25 protein-coding genes and 2 pseudogenes are annotated in these 25,952 nt (G+C 69.6%); 17 read left to right on the top strand and 10 right to left on the bottom strand.

The genetic code is table 11. The features are described 5' to 3' along the window. Positions 1-51: 51 nt before the first annotated feature. The 3 genes from OG456_RS47405 to OG456_RS47395 form a co-directional block, all read right to left on the bottom strand. Positions 52-627 carry a Chromate resistance protein ChrB gene (locus tag OG456_RS47405; protein ID WP_266571293.1) on the bottom strand — a complete coding sequence of 192 codons (576 nt, stop codon included), beginning with the start codon at positions 625-627 and terminating at the stop codon, positions 52-54. 103 nt (positions 628-730) lie between these two features. Continuing rightward, entirely contained in the window at positions 731-2,146 is a 1,416-nt protein-coding gene (locus OG456_RS47400) for a HAMP domain-containing sensor histidine kinase (RefSeq protein ID WP_266571292.1), read from the bottom strand. Next, positions 2,143-2,862, bottom strand: coding sequence for a response regulator transcription factor (locus OG456_RS47395; protein ID WP_266571291.1), 720 nt, complete (start codon positions 2,860-2,862; stop codon positions 2,143-2,145). The genes OG456_RS47400 and OG456_RS47395 overlap by 4 nt, the downstream gene beginning before the upstream one ends. Positions 2,863-2,979: 117 nt before the next feature. Here OG456_RS47395 and OG456_RS47390 point away from each other — a divergent pair, with 117 nt between their 5' ends. The 6 genes from OG456_RS47390 to OG456_RS47365 all read left to right on the top strand — a co-directional run bounded on the left by OG456_RS47390 (position 2,980) and on the right by OG456_RS47365 (position 9,412). Further along, the gene (locus OG456_RS47390) at positions 2,980-3,678 is read left to right on the top strand and encodes a DUF4956 domain-containing protein (RefSeq protein WP_266571290.1); all 699 of its coding nucleotides are present in this window, start codon (positions 2,980-2,982) and stop codon (positions 3,676-3,678) included. Further along, positions 3,675-4,544 carry a VTC domain-containing protein gene (locus OG456_RS47385; RefSeq protein ID WP_266571289.1) on the top strand — a complete coding sequence of 290 codons (870 nt, stop codon included), beginning with the start codon at positions 3,675-3,677 and terminating at the stop codon, positions 4,542-4,544. Before OG456_RS47390 ends, OG456_RS47385 begins: the two co-directional genes overlap by 4 nt. Further along, a complete protein-coding gene (locus OG456_RS47380; RefSeq protein WP_266571288.1) occupies positions 4,541-5,419 on the top strand; it encodes a phosphatase PAP2 family protein in 879 nt (292 codons plus the stop codon). The genes OG456_RS47385 and OG456_RS47380 overlap by 4 nt, the downstream gene beginning before the upstream one ends. Positions 5,420-5,427: 8 nt before the next feature. After that, the gene (locus tag OG456_RS47375) at positions 5,428-6,426 is read left to right on the top strand and encodes a hypothetical protein (protein ID WP_266571287.1); all 999 of its coding nucleotides are present in this window, start codon (positions 5,428-5,430) and stop codon (positions 6,424-6,426) included. Positions 6,427-6,998: 572 nt separating this feature from the next. After that, positions 6,999-8,144 carry a PLP-dependent cysteine synthase family protein gene (locus OG456_RS47370; RefSeq protein WP_266571286.1) on the top strand — a complete coding sequence of 382 codons (1,146 nt, stop codon included), beginning with the start codon at positions 6,999-7,001 and terminating at the stop codon, positions 8,142-8,144. Continuing rightward, a complete protein-coding gene (locus OG456_RS47365; protein ID WP_266571285.1) occupies positions 8,141-9,412 on the top strand; it encodes an MFS transporter in 1,272 nt (423 codons plus the stop codon). The genes OG456_RS47370 and OG456_RS47365 overlap by 4 nt, the downstream gene beginning before the upstream one ends. Before the next feature lie 11 nt (positions 9,413-9,423). Here OG456_RS47365 and OG456_RS47360 read toward each other — a convergent pair whose 3' ends face one another. Next, entirely contained in the window at positions 9,424-9,660 is a 237-nt protein-coding gene (locus tag OG456_RS47360; protein WP_266571284.1) for a hypothetical protein, read from the bottom strand. Between the two features lie 186 nt (positions 9,661-9,846). Here OG456_RS47360 and OG456_RS47355 point away from each other — a divergent pair, with 186 nt between their 5' ends. The 8 genes and pseudogenes from OG456_RS47355 to OG456_RS51010 form a co-directional block, all read left to right on the top strand. Continuing rightward, complete coding sequence (locus OG456_RS47355) at positions 9,847-10,284, top strand: hypothetical protein (protein WP_266571283.1); 438 nt, start codon at positions 9,847-9,849, stop codon at positions 10,282-10,284. A gap of 147 nt (positions 10,285-10,431) precedes the next feature. Then, positions 10,432-11,313, top strand: a complete 882-nt coding sequence (locus OG456_RS47350; protein ID WP_266571282.1) for a hypothetical protein — start codon at positions 10,432-10,434, stop codon at positions 11,311-11,313. 117 nt (positions 11,314-11,430) lie between these two features. Further along, positions 11,431-12,636: a permease gene (locus OG456_RS47345; RefSeq protein WP_266571281.1), complete on the top strand. Its 1,206-nt coding sequence runs from the start codon at positions 11,431-11,433 to the stop codon at positions 12,634-12,636. 85 nt (positions 12,637-12,721) lie between these two features. Then, on the top strand, positions 12,722-13,363 hold the full coding sequence (locus OG456_RS47340; RefSeq protein ID WP_266571280.1) for a class I SAM-dependent methyltransferase: 642 nt from the start codon (positions 12,722-12,724) through the stop codon (positions 13,361-13,363). A gap of 250 nt (positions 13,364-13,613) precedes the next feature. Then, complete coding sequence (locus OG456_RS47335; protein WP_266571279.1) at positions 13,614-13,772, top strand: hypothetical protein; 159 nt, start codon at positions 13,614-13,616, stop codon at positions 13,770-13,772. A gap of 42 nt (positions 13,773-13,814) precedes the next feature. Further along, positions 13,815-14,282, top strand: a complete 468-nt coding sequence (locus tag OG456_RS47330; protein WP_266571278.1) for a cyclopropane-fatty-acyl-phospholipid synthase family protein — start codon at positions 13,815-13,817, stop codon at positions 14,280-14,282. A gap of 91 nt (positions 14,283-14,373) precedes the next feature. After that, positions 14,374-15,588 carry a transposase gene (locus OG456_RS47325; protein ID WP_266571277.1) on the top strand — a complete coding sequence of 405 codons (1,215 nt, stop codon included), beginning with the start codon at positions 14,374-14,376 and terminating at the stop codon, positions 15,586-15,588. 39 nt (positions 15,589-15,627) lie between these two features. Further along, a pseudogene (locus tag OG456_RS51010) lies at positions 15,628-15,720 on the top strand (SAM-dependent methyltransferase); the annotation flags it as partial. Between the two features lie 21 nt (positions 15,721-15,741). Here OG456_RS51010 and OG456_RS47320 read toward each other — a convergent pair. From OG456_RS47320 to OG456_RS47295, 6 genes and pseudogenes are all read right to left on the bottom strand, one after another. After that, positions 15,742-16,049, bottom strand: a pseudogene (locus OG456_RS47320) (transposase); the annotation flags it as partial. A gap of 53 nt (positions 16,050-16,102) precedes the next feature. Beyond that, positions 16,103-18,133, bottom strand: a complete 2,031-nt coding sequence (locus tag OG456_RS47315; RefSeq protein WP_266571276.1) for a glycoside hydrolase — start codon at positions 18,131-18,133, stop codon at positions 16,103-16,105. 58 nt (positions 18,134-18,191) lie between these two features. Next, on the bottom strand, positions 18,192-20,240 hold the full coding sequence (locus OG456_RS47310; RefSeq protein WP_266571275.1) for a beta-galactosidase: 2,049 nt from the start codon (positions 20,238-20,240) through the stop codon (positions 18,192-18,194). 54 nt (positions 20,241-20,294) lie between these two features. Beyond that, the gene (locus tag OG456_RS47305; RefSeq protein WP_266571786.1) at positions 20,295-21,635 is read right to left on the bottom strand and encodes an ABC transporter substrate-binding protein; all 1,341 of its coding nucleotides are present in this window, start codon (positions 21,633-21,635) and stop codon (positions 20,295-20,297) included. A 65-nt stretch (positions 21,636-21,700) separates the two neighbouring features. Then, positions 21,701-22,633, bottom strand: coding sequence for a carbohydrate ABC transporter permease (locus tag OG456_RS47300; RefSeq protein WP_266571274.1), 933 nt, complete (start codon positions 22,631-22,633; stop codon positions 21,701-21,703). A gap of 5 nt (positions 22,634-22,638) precedes the next feature. Next, positions 22,639-23,565: a carbohydrate ABC transporter permease gene (locus OG456_RS47295; RefSeq protein ID WP_266571273.1), complete on the bottom strand. Its 927-nt coding sequence runs from the start codon at positions 23,563-23,565 to the stop codon at positions 22,639-22,641. A 254-nt stretch (positions 23,566-23,819) separates the two neighbouring features. Between OG456_RS47295 and OG456_RS47290 the strand changes: the two genes are divergently transcribed. The 3 genes from OG456_RS47290 (at position 23,820) to OG456_RS47280 (ending at position 25,789) form a co-directional block, all read left to right on the top strand. Next, positions 23,820-24,824 carry a LacI family DNA-binding transcriptional regulator gene (locus tag OG456_RS47290; protein WP_266571272.1) on the top strand — a complete coding sequence of 335 codons (1,005 nt, stop codon included), beginning with the start codon at positions 23,820-23,822 and terminating at the stop codon, positions 24,822-24,824. Between the two features lie 331 nt (positions 24,825-25,155). Beyond that, entirely contained in the window at positions 25,156-25,371 is a 216-nt protein-coding gene (locus OG456_RS47285; RefSeq protein WP_266571271.1) for a hypothetical protein, read from the top strand. A gap of 82 nt (positions 25,372-25,453) precedes the next feature. Beyond that, positions 25,454-25,789 (top strand): VOC family protein, encoded by a 336-nt coding sequence (locus tag OG456_RS47280; protein ID WP_266571270.1) that lies wholly within the window; start codon positions 25,454-25,456, stop codon positions 25,787-25,789. The last annotated feature ends 163 nt before the right edge of the window (positions 25,790-25,952 follow it).

Below are 25,952 nucleotides of genomic sequence, written 5' to 3'. Positions count from 1 at the left end.
ATGCCCCGGGTGCGGGTATCTCTCCGCTGTCCCTGCTCGTTGAGGGCGTGGTCATGGCCGGCCGCCGTCCGTGCCCGGGCCGAAGGCGTGCAGGGCCGTGAAGACCCGCTCGGTGTAGTCCTCGCACCGCCGCGCGCATTCGGCAAGCCGCTGCTCGGCGGCGGCGGCGCCGGGGGCCCCGAACACGTCGCGGGCTTTGAGATCGCGGTGCCAGCGCCGCAGCCGCTCCAGGCTCTGTTCCTCCTCTTCGAGTTCGGCGAGGGTGAACTTGGCGGTGCGGATCTCCTTGTCGATCTCCGCCTCGTACTTGCCGCAGTCCGCCACGAACTCCGCCCAGTCCTCCTCGCGGGCGGCGGTGAACAGGGCCTGGAAACGGGCCGCATCATCTGCCTCGCGTCCACTGGCCCGCAGCACGATGGCCTCGCCGTTCGCGCGTTCGGTCAGTTCCAGCGCCCGCTGCACTCCGTCGGCGAATACCGACACCTCGGGTACCGCCCACACGCCCTGGCCCAGCGAGAGTGCGCCGACCCGGCGCAGCTCCCGCCACACCGCGACCCGGTGCCGCGAGGGCTGCGAGGGAAGCCGCAGCACGAGCACGACCCACTGCGTCATCGGTTCGTCATCCACCAGATAAAAGTAATACCCGTTACATCGTGCGAGGGTGTGGGTGTCACCTTGGGGAGAGGGCGGGGCCGTACAGGGCTTGTGTGCAGCTGCGGCTGCCCTGGGGTCAGCAGGGGATGTCGAGGGTGACGGCGGCACCGTTCGGAGTGTTCTCGGCGTGGGCTGTGCCGCCGTGGGAGGAGGCGACTGCGGCGACGAAGGCGAGGCCGAGGCCGGATCCGGGGCTGGTGCGGCTGGCCTCGGCACGGGTGAAGCGTTCGAAGGCTTTGGGCAGGAAGTCGGCCGGGAATCCTGGGCCTTCATCGGTGACGGTGAGGCGCAGGTGTCCGTCGTGGGTGGCCGCGGTGATGTGGACGTCGCCACGGCTGTGGCGCAGGGCGTTGTCGACAAGGTTGCCGATGGCCGGACGGATCCATGAGGCGTCCACGTCGACGGTCGCGGGTGCGGCGTCGATGGTGATGGTGCGGCGGTCGCGTGCGGCGGCCGGTCGGTGGGGGTTGACGGCGGAGGCGAGGAGTTCGGCCAGGTCCACGGGGGCGCGGGTGACGTCGTCGGTGGCGCCGAGCTGTTCGAGGTCGAGCAGGGCGTTGGTGAGGTCGATGAGGCGCTGGACCTCGGTGTCCACCGAGCGGAGGGTCCCGGTGAGTTCGGTGGCGGAGCGGGGGCGGTGCAGGGCGACGTCGAGTTCGGCACGCAGCAGGGAGAGCGGGGTGCGCAGTTCGTGGCTGGCGTCGGCGAGGAAGCGGCGTTCGCGTTCGGCGGCGGCTTCGAGGCTTGCGAGCATGTGGTTCAGGGTGTGCCCGAGCCGGGTGAGTTCGTCGTCGCGGTCGTCAGGAACGGGCAGCCGTAGGCCGGAGGCGCCGTCGGCCAGGCTCGCGGCGTGCCGACGGTAGCGCTCCACCGGGTCCAGGGCCGCTCGGGCCGTGCGGTAGCCGACGTAGGAGGCAGCGATCAGGGTGAGGCCCGCGGCGATGGCCAGCTGGGCGAGCAGTTCGCGCAGAGCTTCGTCGCGGTGCCCGCGGCGCAACGCGGCGACGGCGATCACCCTGCGGTGGTCGGGCAGACTGACCTGCTGGGCCTTGATCCGCAGTGTATGCGGGTCGAGCGGCAGCAGCCCTCCGATGTCACGGCGAATGGTGGCGCCGTCCGTGACGGAGGTGATGTCGGCGGGGGAGAGCAGTTGCTTCGTACGGACGAGGCTGCTGGCCTCGACGATCCGGCCGTGGCTGTCCAGGATCTGGTAGGCGCTGCCGTCCGGGCCGCCAAGTTTCCGCCCGGCATGGAGGTCGTTGAGGAGGTCGTGGTTGTAGGTGGCCAGGTCCGCGTCGAGCTGTTCGTCCAGGGCGTGCTGGACCCGCCAGTACACCAGACCGGTCGCTCCGCCCAGGACGACGGACATGGTGACGGCGACAGCCAGGACCAGGCGCTGCACGATCGGCAGCCGCTGCCAGCGCCGCAGGCCTCGCGGCCGGCCGGCCGGGGCGGCCACCACGTGCGGTGTCGCAGGCGGCGGCGCGCTCACGTCCGGGTCTCCAGGCGATAGCCGGTGCCGCGCAGGGTGGTGATGGTGTCCCGGCCGAACGGCTTGTCGATCTTCGCGCGGAGTTTGGAGATGTGGACGTCGACGGAGTTACTGGTGAGGTCGGCCTCGCCGTCCCATGCCTCTTCCAACAGCCGTGTCCGGCTGACCACCCAGCCGGCGTTCTCCATGAGGATTTCCAGGACGGCGAACTCGCGCCGGGACAGATCCAGCTCGATGCCGGCCCGCCACGCGCGTCGTTCATCGGGGTCGAGGACCAGGTCGCCGACTTCAAGTCGGGCGCCCAGGGCGGGGCGTCGGCGGGAGATCGCGCGGAGCCGCGCGCTCAGTTCCTCCAGAGCGAAGGGTTTGACGAGATAGTCGTCGGCGCCGGCGTCCAGTCCTGCGACGCGTTCGGTGATCGCGCTGCGGGCCGTCAAAAGCACCAGCGGGACGTCGTTGCCCTCGCGGCGCAGCGTGCGGCACACCTCGACGCCGTCCATGCCGGGCAGCATCACGTCCATGACGACGGCGTCCACCCGCGGATCGCGGGCCGCGTCGAGCCCGCTGGGCCCGTCATAGCGCCCCTCGGCGGTATGACCGGATTCACGCAGATATTGGACGATCAGGTCGGCCAGCCGAACCTCGTCCTCGACGACCAGGAAGTGCACGCCGAAGGATAACCCGGTGGGCGTGAGCCGCTTCGTGCTCCTCGGCACTCCGGGGCACCGTCAAGGCTTCATGGTCTGTTAATGCAACTTCTCTAGCGTGCGTCGCCTTACGGCAGGAGTCGGCTTCGACCGCCATCAGAGCGGCCACTGCCAGGAACGGAGACCATGATCATGCACGCCGCGACACTTCTGCTCGCCGACAAGTCCCTCGCCTCGGCACTCACGCCGGGAGACCTGATGGCCCGCGCCGGCCTGGATGTCCTGGTGCTGCTGGTGCTGGTCGGCTGGCTCTACCGGCGCCGCCGCTCGGTGCCGGAGATGCCGCTGGCCCTGGCCGCGCTCAACCTCGGTCTGTTCGCCGCGATGACCGCGATCAGCGCGGGCAAGTTCCCCTCCGGTGTCGGGTTCGGTCTGTTCGGCATTCTCTCCCTGGTCCGGCTGCGCAGCGCAGCCTTCACGGTCCGCGACGTCGCCTACGCCTTCATTGCACTGGTGATGGCGCTGAGCAACGGACTGCCGCAGCGCGAGACCTGGATGATCATCGGCATCGACGTCGTCCTGCTCCTCGCGGTCCTGGTGATCGACGCCCCGGCCTCACACCAGCCCACCCGCGTCATGAAGGTCACCCTCGACCGGGTCTACCGCAACGCCGAGGACATCCGGGCCGACCTGACGGCCCGGCTCGGCACCGCACCGCTCGCCGTCGAGGTCGACGAGATCGACTACGTGCGGGAGACGACCCGCGTCTCCGCCCGCTACGTCGTGGAGGACAGCGAGCGGGTCTTCGTTCCCGGACAGAGGGACGGGCAGGATTCCCCGGCGGTCCCGGTCGACCCGGCGGTCGATGGAGGGAAGTCGCTGTGACCATCACGCCCACCGCGGCACCGGATACCGGGGTGGCGGCCCTGCCCCGCGCACGGATCACCGAGCTCCTGCACCTGGCCGGGCTGCGACCGGCCTCTCTCGCCGAGATCGACGGCGCGGCCGCCCTCCAACACCGGGTGGACCGCAAGTACCTGATACCGGCCTACTCGGCGGAGCAGCTGATGTCCCAACTGGCCGAGACCCACCATGTCCTGGACATCCACGGACGCCGTACCACCGCCTACCGCACCACCTACTTCGACACTGAGCACCTGGCCGCGTGGCGCGCCCATATGCAGGGGCGCCGCCGGCGGTGGAAGGTGCGCACCCGGCTGTATGCCGAGGACCGGCTGTGCCGCATGGAGGTCAAGACCAAGGACGGCCGCGGCGCCACCGTCAAGCACGCCCATACCGTCGACGCGGGCGCCTACGGGCGCCTGGAGGCCGGCACCGGGGCCGCCGCCTTCGTCGACCGTGTGCTCTGCGACAGCGGGATAGAGGTCACCGCCGCCGACCTCACCCCGGCCGGCGAGATCCGCTACCTGAGGGCCGCCCTCGCCGACCTCGAAGCCGGCACCCGCCTCACCCTGGACGGCGCTCTCACCTGCCACCGCGACGGCCGCACCGCCGAGCTGGACCCCGGCTACTTCCTGGTCGAGACCAAGGGCACAGCCCGTCCCGCCCGCGCCGACCGCCTCCTGCTCGGCCTGGGCGCCAGGCCGGTGTCCATCAGCAAGTACATCGTCGGCCTGTCTCTGCTCGTACCCGGACTGCCCGACAACAACGTCCGCCGCCTCGCCCGCACCCGCTTCCACACCCTCCCGCACACCGAAGCGCCCCGCGCCGGAAGGAACTCCCCCGCATGAACAGCCCCCGCCGCCTGAAGTGGCAGTACCCCCTGATCGCCGTCGTCGCCGCCGGCGCCGCCGCCTTCGGCCTGGTCCACTCCACCGACGCAGCCCCGGCCGCCTCCTCCGCCTCGGCGAAGAAGAAGCCCGGCGCGACCGACCTGATCAAGGCCGACCCGCCGCCCGTGCTCTTCACCGACGCCCAGGTCGCCGATGTCGCCAAGCAGCAGGCGGCGCAGAAGCACACCGCGGACGCGCTGTTCGCCAAGTGGAAGGCCACGCACGGCTCCACCCGCGACGACAAGGCGTTCCTGACCTGGGCCGCACAGCAGGTCCCGGCCCCTCCGGGCAAGGCGGAGCGCACCACCGAACTGCACCATGTGCAAGCCCTCGCCAAGACCCGTACCGCCGCCGGGAAGAAGGCCGCGACCTGGCTCGAAACCCACGGAAAGAGCGACATCTGGAAGCTCTACGGCCACGACCAGCGCGAACTCCTCCCCAAGGAGCAAGGGGCCGTTGAGAAGACGGAGTTGAAGACCGCTCTCAAGCTTGCCAAGGCGATCACCGAGAAGGTGGCCGCCCGCGACAAGCAGCCCGCGCCTTACGTCCTCGACCCGTCGCTGCGCCCCGACAAGCACGTGACGGCCGGGCAGAAGGGCCCCTACTCCTACCCCTCGCGGCACGCCGCCAAGGCCGCCGCCGCCGTCACCCTCCTCGGCGACTGGGCCCCGCACCGCGCCGAGGACTACAAGGCGATGGCCGCCCAGGTCCTCTACTCCCGCCTCTACATGGCCGGTCACGTGAAAAGTGACATCACTGCCGGCACGCTGGTCGGCGACCTCGTCGGCGACTACTTCCAAAACGCCGCCGCCACGTCTGGCGCCGGGAAGTAGCCTCCGCCGTGCTCTCGGACGTGCAGGTACGGTCGCGGCCCCGCCCCACCCAGGAGGGATCGCGGCCGGCGGCGCTCTGCCGCTGGCGGCTGGCGACTTTCGCACTCGCCATCACCCTGGCCCAACTGCTCTTCGTGGCGCCCGGATGGCACTTCGCCCGGGACGAGTCGGTCTACGCCAGCTACGTCGCCCCGCACATCCGGTCCGCGTACTTCAGCGCGCCCCGCGTCCACGGCGTTCCCGTGCTGATCGCACCGCTCACCATCCTTACCTCGTCCATGCTCGCGCTGCGGGTGGTCTACCTCGCCGTGCTGTCCGGCACGGGGATCTTTCGTCGCCCTGTGGGCGTGGCGGTGGCTGCGTCCCATGCCGGTGCTCGCGCTGACCGGAACACTCTTCGTCGCCCTGTGGGTGACCCAGCTCTACAGGCCGCAGGCCATACCGAACCACTGGACCTCAGCGCCCTCAGCGCGGTCGGCTGCTTCTTGCGGGCGGCCGGGAACCGGAGCAATCGGCGGGCGCTCATCGGGCTGTGTCTCGCCCTCGCTGCCGCGGCGCTCTTCCGCCCCACGGATGCGCTGTGGCTGTCCCTGCCGATGGCCGCCGCCGGGCTGTGCGCACGCCGCTGGCGGCGCCCGGCACTGCTCACCGCCCTGTTCGCTGGACTCGCGCTGGGCGGCGCGCAGTGGGTCGTCGAGGCCTACTGTCCTACGGCGGCGTGGTCGCACGGCCGCACAGCGCCAGCGGCATCGAGGGCGGCATCGGCTGGCAAGTCGCGACCGGCGACCAACTGCGCACAGTGGCAGGCCGCCCCAACTTTGCCGCCCGTGCACGGTGCCCTGGAGACACCGCACGAGCGTGATCTGGGGGCTGGAATCCAAGCGGCTGCGACGTTCGGGCCGCTGATGAGATTCACCTGGGGGACGGTGTTCGCGGCACCCGGCTCGCGCAGGGCTGACGAATCCGGAGCGCGTCGACTCGGCGCGCCCGGTTGTGACACAACGTAATGCTTCGAATACGGTGTGCAGGTGATCGGACTGCGCCTCGGCCCCACCGCCTTCTCCGGGCGATGGGGCCGTACGGCTTCTCTGATCGCTCTCGTGGTGCTGGTTGTCGCACATCTCGCGGGAACCGTGCACGTCACGGCCCCTGACGGGAGTCACGTGGAACTCTCGGCAGCGAGTTCCCCCACAGCGGGGCATCCGCAGGGGAATCGTGCGGAAGGCCGGCTGCCGGTCCATCACCACTCCGCGAGTGACGGCCACATCGATCACCTGGTGGACCGGCCCAGAGATGTCAGGGGCGGCGCGTACGCGGCGCCAGGGGCAGATGTTCTGCTCCCGACGCAATCGCCGCGGCCTGGCGCAGGGTTGAACGCCCGTCGGGCGACCGGCCGGCCGCCATCTCCGGACGGCCCGGCGCCTCGTTCGCTCCTCTGCCTCTGGCGTCAGTAGGCGCGGCCTCGGCATACCCGTCCGCTCGTCAGAGAGGGCGGCTGTGTGCCCGCGTGCCACCGACACCCGATCACCCCACCGCCCTGAACCTTCCTGTGCCAGGGCGCGAAGGAGCCGTACCTCTCATGGAACTCTCCCTGCTTGACCTGTCGTCGACTCATGCACCCTTGCCTGCGGGCGCCCTCGCCCCCGCCCCGCCGTCCGCCCGGCGCGCCGTCCAACTGGTTGGGAACACCCCGGTGCTGTGGATCGACGAGCCGTTCGCACCGGCCGGCCTCGGCTTCCACGCCAAGCTGGAGGGCGTCAACCCCGGCGGCATCAAGGACCGGCCCGGTCTGCACATGGTCCGTGAGGCCCGCCGCCGCGGCGACCTCGCGCCCGGTGCACCGGTTGTCGAATCCTCCAGCGGCACCCTCGGCCTGGGCCTCGCCCTGGCCGGACTGACCTACGGCCACCCGGTCACCATCGTCTCCGACCCGGGCATGGAACCGGCTATGGTCCGCCTGCTCACCGCCTACGGCGCCCACGTGGAACACGTCAGCGCCCCGCACCCCGACGGCGGCTGGCAGCAGGCCCGCCGCGAAATGGTCACCGAACTGTTGGCCCGTACCCCGGGCGCGTACTGTCCAGATCAGTACCACAATCCCGACAACGCGGCCGCGTACGCACCTCTCGCCACTGAGTTGATCGCCCAACTCGGCCGCATCGATGTCCTGGTGGCGGCCGTCGGCACGGGCGGCCATTCGGCGGGCACGGCGAGGGTGCTGCGCCAGACGTTCCCCGCTATGGCCCTCCTCGGGGTCGACGCGGTCGGCTCGGCCATCTTCGGCCAGCCCGCCGGGCCGCGCCTGATGCGCGGTCTCGGCTCCAGCATCCACCCCGGCAACGTCGACTACGCGGCCTTCGACCAGGTGCACTGGGTCGCCCCGCACGAAGCGGTCTGGGCCTGCCGGCAACTGGCTCGCCGCCACTACGCCTCCGGCGGCTGGAGTGCGGGAGCCGTCGCGCTCGTCGCGGGCTGGGCGGCAAGGACGTATCCGCCTGGAACCCGGGTCGTCGCGATCTTCCCGGACGGGCCGCACCGCTATCTGGAGACCGTCTACAACGACGCCTGGTGTCACGGCCACGGTCTGCTCGGCCACGAACCGCCCGCCGAGCCGGACGAGGCGGCGGAGCAGGACGCGTACGCGTTCACCTCCTGGACCCGCTGCGCCAAGGTCCGCGACCCGCTCGGCCGCGCGACCACGGCGGCTCCGGAGGGCATGCGATGAAGGGGTTCCGTGCCCAACTGGCGTCCTTCGACCGACCGGCCCGGCTGTTGATGGCCAATCAGTTCGCCATCAACCTCGGCTTCTACATGCTGATGCCCTACCTCGCCGACCACCTCGCACACGGCCTGGGCCTCGCCGCGTGGACAGTCGGCCTGGTCCTCGGCGTCCGCAACCTCTCCCAGCAGGGCATGTTCCTCATCGGCGGCACCCTCGCCGACCGTTACGGATGCAAGCCGATGATCCTGGCCGGCTGCGCCCTGCGCACGGTTGCCTTCGCGCTGCTGGGCGCGGTCGACTCTCTGCCCGCCCTGATCGCGGCGTCGGCGGCGACCGGGCTGGCAGGCGCCCTGTTCAACCCTGCCGTGCGCGCGTACCTGGCGGCAGAGGCGGGCCAGGAGCGCAGGGTGGAGGCATTCGCCACATTCAACGTCTTCTACCAGGCCGGCATTCTCGTCGGCCCCCTCGCCGGACTCGCCCTGCTGGCCTGGGACTTCAGGGCGGTGTGCGCGTGTGCTGCCGTCGTCTTCAGCGCGCTGGCGCTGCTCCAGTGGTGCGCGCTGCCCGCACGCCCGCCGAACGATCGCACAGCCGAGCCCGCGTGGCGTGCCGTCGCAAGGGACTGGCGGACGGTCGCCGCGAACCGGCCGTTCCTGCTCTTCGCCGCCGCGATGGCCGGCTCGTACGTGCTGGCCTTCCAGGTCTACCTTGCACTGCCGCTGCGCGCCCGTGACCTGTTCGGCGACCGTACGGGGATGGTGACCGCAGCGGTCTTCGCGGTGTCGGCACTCGCAGCACTGTCGGGCCAGTTGAAGCTGACGGCCTGGGCGAAGCGCACCATGTCCGGGCCCCGCGCGATCGTCTGCGGGCTTGCGCTCATGGGAGCTGCCTTCCTGCCGCTGCTGCCCGGCCCTGGCGCCGACAGCGGGTTCGGCCTCGCACTCGGTGCACTTGCGCTGACCGCGTGCGCGGCGCTGCTCGCCTGGGGCGGGGCGCTCCTCTACCCGTTCGAGATGGACACCGTCGTACGGCTCGCCAGCGACCGGCTGGTGGCCACGTACTACGGCGCCTACAACACGGCCTCCGGCATTGCGATCTCCCTGGGGAACCTTGCTGTCGGGGCTCTCTTCGATACCGGCATCAGCTGGCTGCCGTGGGCAGCGTTGGCTGCGACGGGCCTGGCCTGCGCGGCCTCGGTGGCCTGGCTGCACCGTACGGGGCAGCTGGACCCCGGAGCGGCCAAGGGGGTGGAGGCTGTGCCGGTCGCCTGACAGGAGCGCGGTCAGAGGCGGGCGGGCGTGCAGCGCGTCCGCCAGGAGCCGGTGGCAGTGGCGCCGACCAACGCCGGTCGGGTGGACTTCCAAGGCGTCGACGCGGTTGACCAGGATGCGGCGCCCTGGGTGCGGGCGGCGATGACGACGTTCCGCTCGTCGAAGGTCCCGTAGAAGCAGATGACGCCGTTGAAGAGTTCGCGTCTCCAGGCGCCGGTGGGCCAGCGTGTGGGCGGCGCTGGCCCCACTCCGCCAGCTGACCAGCCGCCTGCGCTCCGTAACATCCCGCTGCCTCCTCTGGCTGCTGACTCGCCGCTAGGTCCTCGGATGCGGACTCGATGCGCACCCGAGGCGGTTCATACCCCGTCCCGGTATGGTGAGGTGGGCGAGCGCAGGCGGCGCGCCGAACAGTGAGGCAGGAAGGGGAACGGAACGTGGGCAGCGGACATGCGGGCAGGCGGGGCATCGCCCGACTGGTGGCCGTGTGCGCGGTGCTCTTCGGCCTGGTCCTCATGCACGGCTCCCCGGCGAGTGCCGCCGAGGGCTGCCACGGCTCCATGCCCGCACCCGCGCTGATGACCGCCGGCCACGAGGCCTCCCCGATGGCCACGGCCCACGCGCCCGCCACGCATCATCCAGGCCTGACCCTCCAGGCCGCCAGGGCTGGCGGGATGCCCGGGGTGCTGTGCGTGGCGACCCCGGCTCACGAGCGGATCCCCCTGCCGGCGCCCGGCCTCCTCGCCGTGGCCGCCGTCACCGTTCCGGCCGCATGGACGCCGGCCCGGCTGCGGGCACTGGGCGGGAGCGGGCTGCGCGGGCCGCCGGCCGGCGGTCGAGATCACCTGCTCCAGGCGTGCATCGCGCGGACGTGACAGGCACACGCCGAACCCGGCCACCGGCCGGGACCGGCACCGTGCCCTGCCCTCTCCGCGCGCCACCGGTGTGGTGCGCCCACCCGGAAAGATCCCCCTTCGATGATCTCCTCTTCCCAACTCATTGCACGCCGCCGCGTGATTGCCGTGAGCTGTGCCGCAGCGGCTCTCGCGCTGACCCTGGCCGCCTGCGGTTCTTCCAGCGACTCCGCGTCCACGCCGGGCATGGACCACGGCAGCAAGTCCTCCGCATCGTCCTCGTCCAGCGCGTCGCCCTCGACGGGCGACATGCCCGGCATGGGCCACATGGCTTCCGACAACGGCCTGTCCGACAGCCAGGACGGCTACCGCCTTACCTCGAAGGACGCCACGCTGCCGTCCGGCAAGCAGGCCGCGTACCGGTTCACGGTGACCGGCCCGGACGGCAAGCCGCTCACCGACTTCGCTGTCGACCAGACCAAGCGGATGCACTTCTACGCGATCCGCTCCGACCTGACCGGCTTCCAGCACGTCCACCCGACCATGGCCGCCGATGGCACCTGGAGTGCGGACCTGTCCTCCCTCACGCCAGGCTCCTGGCGCATGTTCGCCTCCCTCACCCCGAACACCGGCACGGGCAAGGGCAAGGACTTCGTGCTCTCGCGCACCGTGACGGTGCCCGGCGACGCCGCGAAGACCCCGCTGCCCGCACCGGCCACCAGCACGCAGGTCGACGGGTACACCGTCACCGTCAAAGGCGAGCCCATGGCGGGCATGGCACACCCGCTGACCGTCTCGATCGCCAAGGGCGGAAAGCCCGTCACCGACCTCGAGCCCTACCTGGACACCTACGCCCACCTGACCGCCTTCCACGAAGGCGACGCCGCGTTCGCCCACCTCCACCCGACCACCAAGGTGAGCGGCGACAACGGCGGACCGGAACTGTCCTTCCACGCCGAGCTGCCCACCTCCGGCAACTGGCGGCTGTTCCTGCAGTTCCAGACCGGCGGCAAGCTCCACACCGCCGCCCTGACCCTGCGCGTCGGCTGAATCCCGGCGGGGCGCCGCCGACACGGCGGCGCCCCGCCCCCCCGGTCCAACGGACGCGCACCCAAAGAGAGCGTGCCCTTGGGCGGCGGCCCCGTCCATACGGAGGAGGCTTCACAGATGCACGCCGTACTGCACGCACTGTCGATTGCCGGGTCGATGACCTGGGAGATCACCTGGGCCCTGATTCTTGGCTTCGCGCTGTCCGCTGTCGTCCAGGCCGTAGTCCGCAAGTCCACAGTGGTCTCGCTCCTGGGCGATGACCGGCCCCGCACCCTCGCCGCCGCCGCCGGCCTGGGCGTGGCGTCGTCATCCTGCTCGTACGCGGCGGTCGCGCTGGCCCGCTCACTGTTCCGCAAAGGCGCGAATTTCACCGCCGCGATGGCCTTCGAGATCGCCTCCACCAACCTGGTCATCGAGCTCGGCGTGATCCTGGCCCTGCTGATGGGGTGGCAGTTCACCGCCGCCGAATTCGTCGGCGGCCCGATCATGATCATCGTGCTGGCGGTGCTGTTCCGGATCTTCCTGCGTGACAAACTTCTGCACACCGCCCGCGAGCAGGCTGAACGCGGGTTGGCCGGCTCGATGGAGGGCCACGCCGCGATGGACATGTCCGTAGCAGGCGAGGGCTCCTTCGCCCGGCGCCTGTTCTCCCGCGAGGGTTTCACCTCGACCTCGCACGTGTTCGTCATGGAGTGGGCGGCGATCCTGCGCGACCTGATCGTCGGTCTGCTCATCGCCGGCGCCATCGCCGCCTGGGTTCCCGATTCCTTCTGGCGCACCTTCTTCTTCGAAGGCCACCCTCTCGCCTCCAAGCTGTGGGGCCCGATCGTCGGCCCGCTGGTAGCGATCGCCTCATTCGTGTGCTCCATCGGCAACGTGCCGCTGGCGGTGGTGCTGTGGAAGGGCGGCATCAGCTTCGGCGGCGTGGTGGCATTCATCTTCGCCGACCTGCTGATCCTGCCGATCCTCAACATCTACCGGAAGTACTACGGCGCCAAGACGGCCGCCTTCCTGCTCGGCACCTTCTATCTCGCGATGGTCATCGCCGGGTACCTCGTCGAATTCGCCTTCGGGGGACTTGGTCTGATCCCCGACCGGGCCGACGCGAAGATCCCCATGGAGGGCGTGAGCTGGAACTACACCACCTGGCTCAACATCGCCTTCCTCCTCCTGGCCGCGGTGCTCCTGGTGCGCTTCTGGCGCACCGGCGGGCTGTCCATGCTCCGCATGATGGGCGGCTCACCCGATACCGGCCACGATCACACCGGTTACCTGCAGCACGGACACCCAGCAGGGGACACGCACGACGGGCACCATCACTGAAACGTGGCCCTCCACCCGTGGGTGGACGGCCGGTTCTGCCCACGGGCCGATCCCTGAACCGCCATCGACATGCTGGAGTAGCGCTGTGACTGCCACCCTGCCGCGCGTCCTGCCCCGCCCGGACCGTAAACCGGTTCCGCCGCCCGGCACCGCCGACGTCTTCCGGGCCTTCGCTCATGACCTGGCTGCCGGCCGGCGGCCCTGGACGGCCGAGACCGCCCAGTTCATCGCCGCACAGTTCGACCAACTCGCCACCCACTGGGACACCACCCGCGCCACCGGCCGCGACGACCCCCTGCGCGACGCCCTCACCCGCAGCGGACCACTGCCATCGGGCCCATGCCTCGAACTGGGCTCCGGCACCGGCCTGTTCACCCCCCTGCTGAGCACCGCCTTCCCACAGGTGATCAGCGTGGACCTGTCGCTGCGTATGTTGCAGCAGGCCCACGGCCGCTCACCGGCGCGCGTCCAGGCCGACGCATGCACACTGCCCCTGCCCGACTCCTCCGTCGCCGTCATCGCCGCGATCGACACGCTGTTGTTCACCACCGAGACCGCCCGCGTCCTGGCGCACGACGGTGTACTGCTGTGGATCAACCAACTCGGCAGCGACGGCCCGCTGTACCTGCCCGCCACTGCCGTCGCTGCAGCCCTGCCCGGCACCTGGCAGGCGACCGAGTCCGAAGCCGGCTGGGGCAGCTGGGCCGTCCTACGCCGCACCCGCTGACACGCCTCCGCCCCGCCGGCGAGCTACATCCGGGCAGCAGGTCCCGATCACGGATCGTGAGTGTCTGCCTCCCGGCGGAGGGTCTACTCCTGACGGCCAGCGAGGAAGACGTAGCTGTCCGGGCGGGGGAGGGAAGACGGAAAACCCCGCCGAAGGCGACTTGACCGGCACGCGTCCTCGGGCACCGCCACCACTCAGGCCGAGGCACTGCAGCCCGACGATTTGGTGCGCCAGACCATTGGGGCCCACCGTGGCCGGGTCGCCCACCTTCGTGATCGACGGCTGCGACCCCTTCGCCGAACCCGGCCGCGCGCCGGGACTCGCCTGCCGGATGTACCGCACACCCCTCGGCCTGGCCGGTCTCCCCAGGCCTGAGCAACTGCGACAGGCCCTGACCAGCGCCCTCTAGGCTGGCGACGGCACCGGCCGGCGTACGAAAGGGAACGGGCAAGTGACGGACAGCGAACAGGACCTGGCCGAAGCCCAGCGGCGCCACTGGCAGAACACCTACACCGACCACCCGGGCATGTACGGCGAGCTGCCCTCCGCACCCGCCGTCCACGCCGCCGAATTGTTCCGCGCGGCCGGAGCCAAGGACGTTTTGGAGCTCGGTGCCGGGCACGGCCGGGACGCCCTGCACTTCGCCCGCGAGGGCTTCACCGTCCACGCCACCGACCTCAGCGCAACCGGCCTGGAGCAACTGCGGGACGCAGCCCGCGCCCAGGGCGTCGACCAGCAGGTGACGATCGCGACGCACGACGTCCGCGATCCCATCCTCCTGCCGGACATGTCGGTGGACGCGGTCTTCGCGCACATGCTGCTGTGCATGGCCCTGTCCACCAAGGAGATCCATCCCTTCTCTTGCGTGGGTATCCCCGGCTTCAGGCGGTGCGGGAAACGCATCTCGGGGCTGCTCTGACCGGTCATGTGTGCACGGGTGTTCTGTCTGTGGAGGGGGGTGTCAGTGGCCTCGGCTAGGTTGCTGACAAGAGCCGAAGGGGGTGGGTCGGGTGATTCGTGCGTACAAGTTCCTGATGCGGCCCACGGTGCGGCAGTCTCAGGCGCTGGGCGAGATGCTGCGTGATCACTGCTCGCTGTATAACGGAGCGTTGCAGGAGCGCCGTGACGCCTACCGGCACGCGTCGAAGACCAGCATTAAGTACGGGCAGCAGTCCGTACAGCTCAAGGACATCCGGTCCTTCGATCCGGAGCGTCAGGGCCGTTGGTCGTTCTCCAGTCAGCAGGCCACGCTCCGGCGGTTGGACAAGGCGTTTTCCGCGTTCTTTCGCCGGGTCAAGTCGGGTGAGAAGCCGGGCTATCCGCGTTTTCGTGGGGTGAACTGGTTTGACACGGTGGAGTTCCCGAGGGACGGGGACGGCTGCCGGTGGGACTCCACGCCGCACGATCCGGTGACGCGCGTCCGCTTTCAAGGTGTCGGGCACGTCAGGGTGCACCAGCACCGGGCTGTGGCCGGCAGAGTGAAGACGGTCAGCGTCAAGCGTGAGGGCCGTCGGTGGTTCGTCGTGCTGACCGTCGAGCAGGTCCAGCCCGAACCGCTGCCCGCGACGGGTTCCCTCGTCGGGATCGACCTGGGCATCGCCAACTTCCTCACCACCTCTGACGGCGAGTTCGTTCCCAACCCGCGCCACGGGCGCAGCAACGCCGCGAAGCTCGAAGCAGCACAGCAGGCCCTGTCCACGTTCCCGCGTGTGCGCCGCGACAAGCGGACAGCCAACCACCGGCGAGCGGTCGAGAAGGTCGCGAAGCAGCATCGCAAGGTCCGCCGCCAGCGCCTCGACCACGCACACAAAACCGCCCTTGACCTCGTGCGCAAACACGATTTCATCGCGCACGAAGATCTCAAGATTCGCAACATGGTCCGGCGTGCCACGCCGAAGCCCGACCCCGGGATACCGGGCGGCTTCCTGCCCAACGGGGCGAGCGCTAAGGCCGGACTCAACCGCTCGATCGCCGATGCCGGATGGGGGGTGTTCCTGACGATCCTGACCGCCAAGGCTGAAAGCGCCGGACGGGAAGTGATCGCCGTGGACCCCCGCAACACCTCCCGCCAATGCCCCGAATGCGGGCACACCAGCGCGGGGAACCGGCCCACCCAGGCGAAGTTCCACTGCGTCTCGTGCGGCCACACCGCGCACGCGGACACCGTGGGCGCCACCAACGTTCTACGGGCCGGGCTGGTCCGTCGCGAAGCCGTAGCGGCGTAGCGAGAAGCGCCCTCATTTATGAGGGGGAGGAGTCACGCCCTGGTCGGTGAGGTCCGCCGTGTCCTGCGGCCCGGCGGGCACTTCGTCTACACCGTCCGGCACACCGGCGACGCCCACTACGGCGCCGGCACCGAGGGGCCGACCTGCCCCCTCCCCTTTGAGGGCCCGGACCTGTGGGCCGTCCACGGCGCAGTCGTCCAGATCCAGCAGGTCGGCGCGACACGGTTCACTCGGCAGAGCGGCGCGCACAGGCGGGGCCGGACGCCTGTCTCGGTCAAGTCCCACAGGCGGCGCCAGGCCGTCACTCCGGAGCAGCCCACTCCCTCCGCGGGAACGTCCCGCCAGGTCGCACCGGTTCGCAGCACATACTTCACGTCGGCCGGTGCTGCCCGGTCGAGAACGCGCAACCGTCCCGGAAGGCGTCGGAGCCGCTCGGGAGCAGGTGGCAACAGCGGAGCAACCCCGAGAGGACGCGCTCCACGGCACGTGGCCGTGGGGCGCGCCTACGCGGTCCTCAGGACGTCACGTCGGTGACCTTCCACCGCTGATTGGAACCGGAGTTGGGCTGCCAGGTCCCGACGGGCGCGCCCTCGTGCGTGGCCTGTCCGCCGACTTCGAGGAGGCGGCCCGTACCGGCGTTGACGAGCGTGTACGTGCCGTCGCCCGTCGTCGACAGGATCCACTGCGCGGCCGCGTCCCGCTCGTGCGTGTCGGGTTCGACGGCGGGCACACCGTCGCGGACGGCGAGCCGCCTGCCGTCGGTGGTGCTGGTGAAGACGTGCCGCCTGCGGTTCGCCGGTCCTTCACCGCTGATCTGCGCGAGCCGCCACTGCTGACCGGCCGCGCCCGTCCCCGACTTGATGACGAGTGTGCTGCCGCCGTCGGCGACGGTGAGGTCCTTGTCGCTCTGCACGCCGGTCAGCTCGTACGTTCGTCCCTTGCGCAGCGTCGCGGCGTCCTTCGTGACCCCGGACACGCCCTTGATCACGAACGTGGTCACCGACTGCGCGGGCACCGTGAAGGTGGCCGTTCGGCCCGTCACGGCGATCGGCGCCTGCTCGGCCAGCTTGCCGTCCGTGCTGGTCACGACCGGGGTGACGGTCGCGCCCTGGCGTACGGTTGCGAACTTCGACAGGTCGAGCGTCACCGTGCGGGCGGACGTGGTGCTGTTGACGTGGACGACGGTGGCGCCGTTGCCGCCACGGGTGACGGCCGCGGTGCTGCTCGTGTCGTCGGTCTTGATGAGGTGGTCGCCGGGACGGATGTAGTGGGTGAAGTTCCGGGCGGTGTCGAACTTCGTGTTCGTGTGGACCGGGCAGGTCTCCAGGGTGTCGTCGGGGCCGGCGCTGAAAGAGACCTGGATCTCGCCCCAGTTGCCTCCCTTGGCGGATTCCCCGCCGGGCTTCATGTTGTCCCAGTCCTCGACGGGTTGCCAGAACACCCAGGCGCTGGGCTCCAGTTCGCGCAGGTCGTCGACGATGTGCTGGGCGAGCCCGAGTCCGGGCCGCATGTCGGTGAAGGACTGGCCGTCGCCCCAGTCGCCCTCGACCTCGCTCATCCACAGCGGCTTGCCGTCGGCCTTGGCGAGGTCGCGGACGGAAGTCCGGCCGCCGGTGCCGTATGTGTGGACGTTCATCTGGGCGACGTGGCTCTTCACGTCGGCCGGGTAGCTGGTCCAGTTCGTGGTGAAGGTCGTCGGGTTGGTCTCGTCCATTGCTGAGACGGCCGCCGTCGTTCGCGCCTTCTTGAGCGCGGCGTGCAGCGCGGGCACGATCTTCTGCTGGAGGGCGGGGCCGATGTGGCAGCCCTCCTGACGGCCACCGGTCGGATTCCCGTCGGCGCCCAACGTCGTACCCCAGTAGCTGGTGTTGGGCTCGTTGCACGGGTCGACGGTCTTCACCTTGATGCCGTGGGCCTTCTCCAGGCGCCGCGTCGCCCCGGCCAGATAGGTGGCGAAGTCGTCGACGGAGGTCTCCTTCAACTGGTCTCTCGACGCGTCGAAGCCGCCGGAGACGTAGCCGCTGACCGTCATGAAGTACGGCGGCGAGTTGGAGAACGTCTCCCAGTGGGTGATGTCCTTCTTGATCCGGTCCACCCACCAGCGCTGGGTGGCGTCGGCGTCCCCGTTCCAGTGGTCCCCGTTGTCGGGGTCCCACCAGTCGGTGTCGGTGCGGGTGGTGCCCTCGGGCGCCTTCCACCAGCCCTCGACGGCGCCGCCCGGCCTCAAGTAGTTCGGCACGTCGGGGGCGTTGCCGCCGCCGATGTTGTAACGGGCGATGTTCAGGGCGAGACCGTCACGGCCGAAGACGAGGTCGGCTATCCGCTCGCGGATCTCGTCCGGGTAGTGCCCGGTCGCGTTCGCGAACCAGACCAGGCTGGTGCCCCATCCCTCGAACCGCTCGTGCTGGTACGAGGGGTCGGGGGTGACCGTGACCGTCGCGCCGGCGGCCGCGGCGACGAGCGGTGCGGCCGAGAGCTGGGTTCCTGCGGCCGCGGCCGTGGCTGCGGCGATGCCGATGAACCGTCTGCGGGTCAAGCGCGCCAACGTGTGCTCCCAATGTCGTGGTGTGGGTGGGGTGTCGGTGGTGCGAGCGTGGGTGGATTCAGGAGGCGGACTGCCGCAGGACGGCGACCTGGCGGGGCGCGAGGACGAGGCCGTCGCCCTCGGTCTGCGGCGCGACGAGTACGTCACCGGTCAGACCCGGCAGCGCCACCTGCTCGTCGCTCCGGTTGACCAGGAACAGATAGCGGTACTGCGTGTCGCGCCGCACGGCGTGCTCCACCAACCCCCGTACGTCTTGAGGGAGTTCGCTGGTCACCCCGGCGGGGGCGAGCAGCTCGGGCAGCAGCACGGTCAGCCCGTCGACGCCGAGCCGGGTGGACACGTATGTGGCCGAGCCACGGCCCGTGCCGCGCCGGGTCACGGCAGGGCGCGACGCGTACGTGCCGGTGCGGTAGCCCGCCAGGACCTCGACGTCCGTGCCGGTGACGGAGATCCGGTCGGTCCACAGGCTGCCGGTGGTGCCGTTGTCCAGCTCGACGGTGTCGCCGTCGAGAAGTGGCCCGAACTCCTCGATGCGGATGCCGAGAACGTCGCGCAGCGCGCCCGGGTAGCCGCCGAGCCAGACGTGGTCGTTCTCGTCGACGATCGCGGAGAAGTACGTGGTGACGAGGTGGCCGCCCCCCTCCACGTACCGGGTGAGTTCCTTGGCGAGCGGCTGTGGCACCACGTGCAGGACGGGCGCGATGACGACGTCGTACGCGGACAGGTCGGTGCGGCGCGCGGGCACCACGTCGGCGCGGTGGCCGAGACGAAGCAGCGCCGAGTACCAGTCGAGGGCCTCGCGGTGGTAGTCGAGGCGGGAGGTGGGGTGGGAGTCCTGCTCGCCGGCCCACCAGGAGTCCCAGTCGAAGAGGATCGCCACACGGGCGCGTTCGCGCTCGCTGCCCGCGATGGGGGCGAGTGCGTCGAGGGTGCGTCCCAGCTCGACGACGGAGCGGAAGAGTTCACTGTCGGCTCCGGCGTGCGGGACCATCGCCGAGTGGTACTTCTCGGCTCCGGCCACCGACTGGCGCCACTGGAAGAAGCAGACGGCGTCGGCGCCGTGCGCGACGTGCAGCAACGAGTCGCGGGCCAGGTCTCCAGGCGCCTTCGGTGGGTTGACGGGCTGCCAGTTCACGGCGCTGGTGGAGTGCTCCATCAGGAACCAGGGGCGGTGTCCCGCGATGCCGCTGCTGAGGTTGGCGGAGAAGGAGAGTTCGTCGCGGTCCTGCGGCCCGGGGGTGACGTAGTGGTCGTTGGCCACGAAGTCCACCTCGTCCGCCCAGTCCGCGTAGTCCATGCCCTTGGTGCCCGGCATTACCATGAAGTTGGTGGTGACCGGCGTGTCCGGGGTGAGCTCGCGCAGGATCTCTCGTTCGGCGAGCAGGTGTTCCTTGAGCGCGTCCGACGAGAAGCGCTTGAAGTCGAGCTGCTGGGTCGGGTTCGGGTGCGAGGCGGCGAGCCGCGGCGGCAGAAGCTGCTCCCAGTCGCTGTAGCGCTGGGACCAGAAGGCCGTCCCCCAGGCGTTGTTGAGGGCGTCGAGCGTGGTGTAGCGGCGGCGCAGCCAGGACCGGAAGGTGCGGGCGGCGTCGTCGGAGTAGTCGTAGACGTTGTGGCAGCCCAGCTCGTTGTTGACGTGCCAGGCGACCAGGGCCGGGTGGTCGGCGTAGCGGGACGCGAGGCGGCGGACGAGGTTCAGGGCGTGTTCGCGGAAGACGGGCGAGGTGGGCCGCCAGTGCTGTCGGGCGCCCGGCCACAGTGTCTCGCCGCTCGCGGTCACCGGCAGGATCTCCGGGTGCGCGGTGGTGAGCCACGGCGGCGGCGACGCGGTGGCGGTGGCCAGGTCGACGCCGATGCCGCCCGCGTGCAGCAGATCCATGATCTCGTCGAGCCAGCCGAAGTCCCAGGTGTCGGCGGTGGGTTGGAGCCGCGCCCAGGAGAAGATGGCGAGGGAGACGATGTTCACCCCGGCCTCACGCATCAGCCGGATGTCGTCCGCCCACACCTCCCGTGACCACTGCTCGGGGTTGTAGTCGGCTCCGTAGCCGAGGCGCCGGGTGCCGTCCGAGCCCTTCGCGTACGGGAAACGGGAGGTGAGGGGGGCGGTCATGCGCGTCCTTTCGGGGAGCGGTCTTCCACAGGTGCGGTCGCGGGAGGCGGCGGGCTACTTATCGACGGTGAAGCCCTGCTCGGTGCCGTACTTGACGGACGCGTCCTGCCAGGCCTTCAGCCCGGCGGTGAGCTTGGTCGAGGAGACGTACGCCTTGCCGACGGTGTCGTTGAAGATCGAGTTGGAGTACACCTGGTACGGCAGGTACTTCCAGTCGGTGGGCACACTCTTCGCGGACTCGGCGAAGACCTTGTTGGCCTTCTGGCCGCCGAAGTACGGGAACTCGGTGTTCTGGAACGACGAGGAGTTCAGATCCTTCGTCGTCGCGGGGAACGCGCCGTTCTTGATGCGGGTCTGCACGCCCGCACCGGAGTTGGCGTACTCGACGAAGGCGTAGGCGAGTTCCTTGTTCTTGCCGAGCTCGGGCAGCGCGAGCGAGCTGCCGCCGTTCTCGGAGCTGGCGTTCGCGCCCTTCTCCCACTGCGGCATGGGGGCGACGCGCCAGTCGCCGGAGGCACCCTTCACACCGGAGGCGAAGTTGGCGGGCATCCAGGCGCCGGTGGGCAGCGTGGCGATGGTTCCGTCGCCGAGGCCCTTGTACCAGTCATCGGTCCAGCCGGTGACGGGCGCGACGAGCTTCTCGTCGATCAGCTTCTGCCAGGTGTCGGAGTACTTCTTCGCGCCCGCGTCGGTGAAGTCGATGCCGACCTTGGTGCCGTCGACCTTGTACGGGTGCGAACCAGCCTGCCACAGCAGGCTGGTGGTCAGGCCCGCGTCGCCGGCGTCGCTGGTGATGTACGCCTTCGGGTCGGCCTTGTGCAGCTTGCGGGCGGCCTCGACGTACTCGTCCCAGGTCGTCGGGACGGCGATCTTGTATTTGTCGAAGACCTTCTTGTTGTAGAAGAGCGCCATCGGGCCGGAGTCCATGGGCAGGCCGTAGACGCCGCTGCCGGACTTCACCGAGTTCCACGGCCCGGGCGAGTACGAGTCCGCCAGCTTCTCGGCGCCGTACGCCTTGAGGTCGGTGATCTGCTTCGTCAGGGCGTACTGGCCGAGCGCGTAGTACTCGATCTGGGCGACGTCCGGGACGCCCTTCTTTGCTGCGATCGCATTCGACAGAGCCTTGTACTGGTCGTTGTTGGTGCCCGCGTTGACCAGCTTGATGTCGACCTTCGGGTACTTCTTCTCGAAGTCGGCGGCGACCTGCTTCAGGGTGGGCTCCCACGCCCACACCGTGACGGTGCCGCCCTTCTTCAGGGCCGCCTGGATGTCGGCCGAACTGACCTGCTTGTCACTCGAGCTGTCGTTGTCGGAACCGCCGCATGCGGTGGCCCCGAGGGCGACGGCGCAGAGGAGACCTATGCCGCGCAGCAGGCGGCGGGAGTTCTTGGGCATGGGCATGCTTCCACTTCTTTGTGGTCCTACAGAGGGTGTACGCGGTGTGAACTGCGGTGCTGCGCCTACTCCTTGACGCTTCCGGCGGAGAGCCCGGACTGCCAGTACTTCTGGAGCAGCAGGAAGGCGGCGATCAGCGGCACGATGGTGAGCAGTGAGCCGGTGAGCACCAGGTGGGGTATGGCCTCGCCGCCGGCCGTCTGCGCCTGCTTGTTCCAGGAGTCCAGGCCGAGCGTGAGCGGATACCAGTCGGGGTCCTTCAGCATGATCAACGGCAGGAAGTAGTTGTTCCAGGTCGCGACCGTGGTGAAGAGCAGGACGGTGACGGTGCCGGGCGCGAGCAGCGGCAGGGCGACCTGGAAGAAGGTGCGCAGCTCGCTGGCGCCGTCGATGCGGGCGGCCTCCATCAGCTCGGTGGGGATCGCCTCGGTGGCGAACACCCACATGAGATACAGGCCGAACGGTGAGATCAGCGAGGGGATGATGACGGCCCATGGGGTGTCGGTGAGCCCCATCTTGCTGAACATCAGGAACGTGGGGACGGCAAGGGCTGTGCCCGGCACCGCGACCGCCCCGATGACGACGGCGAACACGGCGCGCTTGCCGGGGAAGGCGAACTTGGCGAGCGCGTATCCGCCCAGGACCGCGAGGAAGGTGGCGCCGCCCGCGCCCACAACCACGTACAGGAGGGTGTTGAGGAGCCAGCGGCCGAAGACACCGTCCTGGTACGCGAAGGTCTCGCCGATGTTGTGCCAGAGGTCGAAGTTCCCGTCGAACCACAGGCCGAACGAACGGGCCAGGCCCTGCTGGGACTTGGTGGCACTGATCAGGAGCCACACGAGCGGCAGCAGACTGTAGACGAGGACGACGCCGGTCAGCACGGTCAGCAGGATGCTGCGCCGGGGTCGGCCGGGTATCCGGCGGCGCGGTGAACGCAGGCGCGGGGCGGCGGACTTGAGCGGTGCCGTCGGCCGCACGGAACCGGTGGTGGTGGTCATCGCGCTCACGCTCCCTTGCGCATGCCGCGCAGCTGGACCACGTAGGCGACGATCATCGTGATCACGCCCATGACGATGGCGACCGTCGCGGAGTAGTTCTGCTGCTGGCCAGCGAAGGACAGCGAGTACGTGTAGAAGTTCGGGGTGTAGTCGGTGGTGATCGCGTTCGGCGCGAGCTTCTGGAGGATGGCGGGCTCGTTGAAGAGCTGGAAGCTGCCGATGATCGAGAAGATCGTGGCGATGACGAGGGCGCCGCGGATCGCGGGGAGCTTGATGGCCGTGATGACGCGCCACGGTCCGGCGCCGTCGATCTCGGCCGCCTCGTACAGCGAGTGCGGTACGACGCGCAGCGCGGCGAAGAAGATCAGCATGTTGTAGCCGACGAACTCCCAGGTCACGATGTTGCCGATGGACGCGAGGACCAGGTCGGCGGACAGCGGGTCGGGCAGCTTCACGCCGAACGCGTCGTTGACGTCGCCGACCAAGCCGTAGCGGGTGCCGTACATGAAGCCCCACATGAGGGTCGCGACGACGGCGGGTACCGCGTAGGGCAGGAAGACGGTGATCCGGAAGAAGTCCTTGCCGTAGAGGCGGCCGCTGTCGATCGCCAGGGCGACGAGCAAGGCAATGCCGAGCATGATCGGCACCTGGATCAGCAGAAACAGTCCGACGCGGAAGGCTCCGTCCCAGAACTGGCCGTCCTGCAAGGCCTGTTGGTAGTTGTCCAGGCCCACGAAGGTGGTGCCGCCGATGAGCTGTGTGCGGAACAGGCTCAGATAGACCGAGTACGCGAGCGGCGCCAGGAAGACCAGGGCGAAGACGAGCACGAAGGGGCCGATGAACCCCCATCCCGTCCACGAGCGGCGCGCCCTGCGCACCGGTGGCCCGGCCGGTCGTGGCCTTGCGGCGGCCGGCGGTTGAAGCGTCGTCATCTCGCGTCCCTCGCTCGTACGTGCCTCGCGGATGGTGCTCGGATGTTTGCGTAAACATTCCGGTGCGCAAGCGACCGACAGGTAATATGTTTGCGTAAACATCCGGTGGCGGCATGTCTACACTGCCTCGCAGAGGACGGTCAAGAGTCGCCCGTGAACGATCAACTCGACTGGTGAGGCCAACGGTGGGAGCAACGGACAGCGCGCCGGGGCGCGGCAGGACCGACGCCCGGCGCCGCGCACACAACGCGTCGATGGCCGACGTCGCCCGGGTTGCCGGTGTCTCGTCCCAGACGGTCTCCCGCGTCTCGAACGGCTTTCCCGGCGTCAACGAGGAGACACGCGAACGGGTCCTCGCCGCCATGAAGGAGCTCGGCTACCGCCCCAACAGCGCGGCGCGGGCGCTGAAACGGGGGGACTTCCGCACCATCGGCGTGATCACGTTCACGCTCTCCACGACGGGCAACATGCGCACGCTGGAAGCCATCGCGACCTCGGCCGCACAGGAGGGCTACGCGGTCACGCTCCTCCCCGTCGCGGTGCCCACCCAGGACGAGGTGCGCGGCGCGTTCTCGCGCCTCGGCGAGCTGGCGGTGGACGCGGTCATCGTCATCATGGAGGTCCATCTGCTCGACTCGGCGAGCCTCACGCTGCCGCCCCACGTGAAGGTCGTGGTCGCGGACTCGGACGCCGATGACCGTTACGCGGTCGTGGACACGGACCAAGCGGGCGGCACCCGCGACGCGGTACGCCACCTCCTCGACCACGGCCACCGCACGGTCTGGCATCTGGCGGGCCCCTCCGAGTCGTTCGCCGCACAGCGCCGAACAGACGCGTGGCGCAAGGCACTTGAGGCCGCGGGCCGCGCGGTCCCACCGCTGGTGCGCGGCGACTGGTCGGCCGATTCGGGCTACCGCGCGGGCCTGCGCCTCGCCGAACAGGACGACTGCACCGCGGTGTTCGCGGCGAACGACCAGATGGCGCTCGGCCTACTGCGGGCCCTGGAAGAGCGGGGCCGCAAGGTCCCCGACGACGTCTCGGTCATCGGCTTCGACGACATCCCCGACTCCGGCTCGTTCCAGCCGCCGCTCACCACGGTCCACCAGGATTTCGCCGAGGTCGGCCGCCGCTGCGTCGAGAGCGCACTGCGTCAGGTCCGGCAGGGCGAGACCGAACCGGGCGCCACGCTGGTGCCGACACGGCTGGTGGTGCGCGAAAGCACGGGGCGACCGCCGTCGCGAGAGGGCAGGCGGGGCTAGGAAGTTCCGTTTGGAACAGCTGGTCGTTGGTCCGGGTGCGCCGTTGACTGACGTGCAATGGGCGCGGATTGAGCCGATGCTTCCGGACCGGACCGGACGCCGAAGCCGGGTGGCCGGTGGCGGGATCGCCGTGAGGTGATCGATTCGATTGTTTCAAGTTCCAGACCGGAACGCAGTGAATTCATCTGCCCGAGAAATGCGACAACTGGCGGAACGTCTACAACGAGATGGCGCCATCCGGGTGTGCTGCGGCTGTGTCGGGCCGCGATCGCCGGACTGATTCATCATGCTGAGCCCGGACCAGCACCATGCCCAGCGAAGGGTGTTTAGCATGCCGAACGACTCAGTCGCACGCTTCCTGGCGGCCCTGGCGCCTGAGGACCGAGAGACCGTCGTGGCCAGGTCCGGGGAGGAGCAGGAGCGGCTCGCCGCAGCCTGGGAACGGGAGTTGGAGGGGGACGACGAGCTTGATGTCCTCGACGAGGTGTCCCCGCCGGCAGCCGAGGCTGAGGCGGCTCGCCGCGTCCTTCGACGGGAGTCGGACTGACCCGTCTGATGGGCTGTCGAGCGGCAGTGAGACCGTGTCCTGGATGGTGAGCTTGAGGAGCCGTTTCTAGCAGCAGAAAGGGATGCGAGTCCGAGACCCAGGTAGTTGCGCGGTTTCCGCGCAGTCGCGTTCTGGACGGAGGCGTTGGACGTGGTCGCCACCGAGGGAGAGCGAGGCGTGGCAGGCGCTCCATCACGCCGATAGCATTGGCAGGGCCCTCGGTCTGATGCGCAGCACGTCGCAGGCGGAGCCACGTCCCCGTCTTCACCTGAACCTCTTCACCGATACCACGGAGGAACAGGAGGCAGAGGTCCAGCAGCTTGTCTCACTTGGTGCTTGGCTTGTCCTCGCCGATCCGGACGGCAACCTCTTCTGTGTAGTCGACCTGAGCGCCCAGTGGCGGCAACCGGTCGCCTAAGGGCTGCTGGCTGTCGAGGCAGGTAGCGGCAGAGGTCAGAAGCTGTGGCAGAACCTTCGCCCGAAGACATTTCTCCTCCCACATTCCAGAGCCGGTAGATCACCACGTGCCTTCGGAAACTGTCCGCTGTCATCCAATTGAGCCCCTTGACAGGGATTCCGGC

This window comes from Streptomyces sp. NBC_01446 (assembly GCF_026340095.1).
Taxonomy (GTDB): domain Bacteria; phylum Actinomycetota; class Actinomycetes; order Streptomycetales; family Streptomycetaceae; genus Streptomyces; species Streptomyces aureus.
The sequence above is the reverse complement of the archived record's forward strand: the minus strand, read 5'-3'. Positions and strand labels throughout refer to the sequence as shown.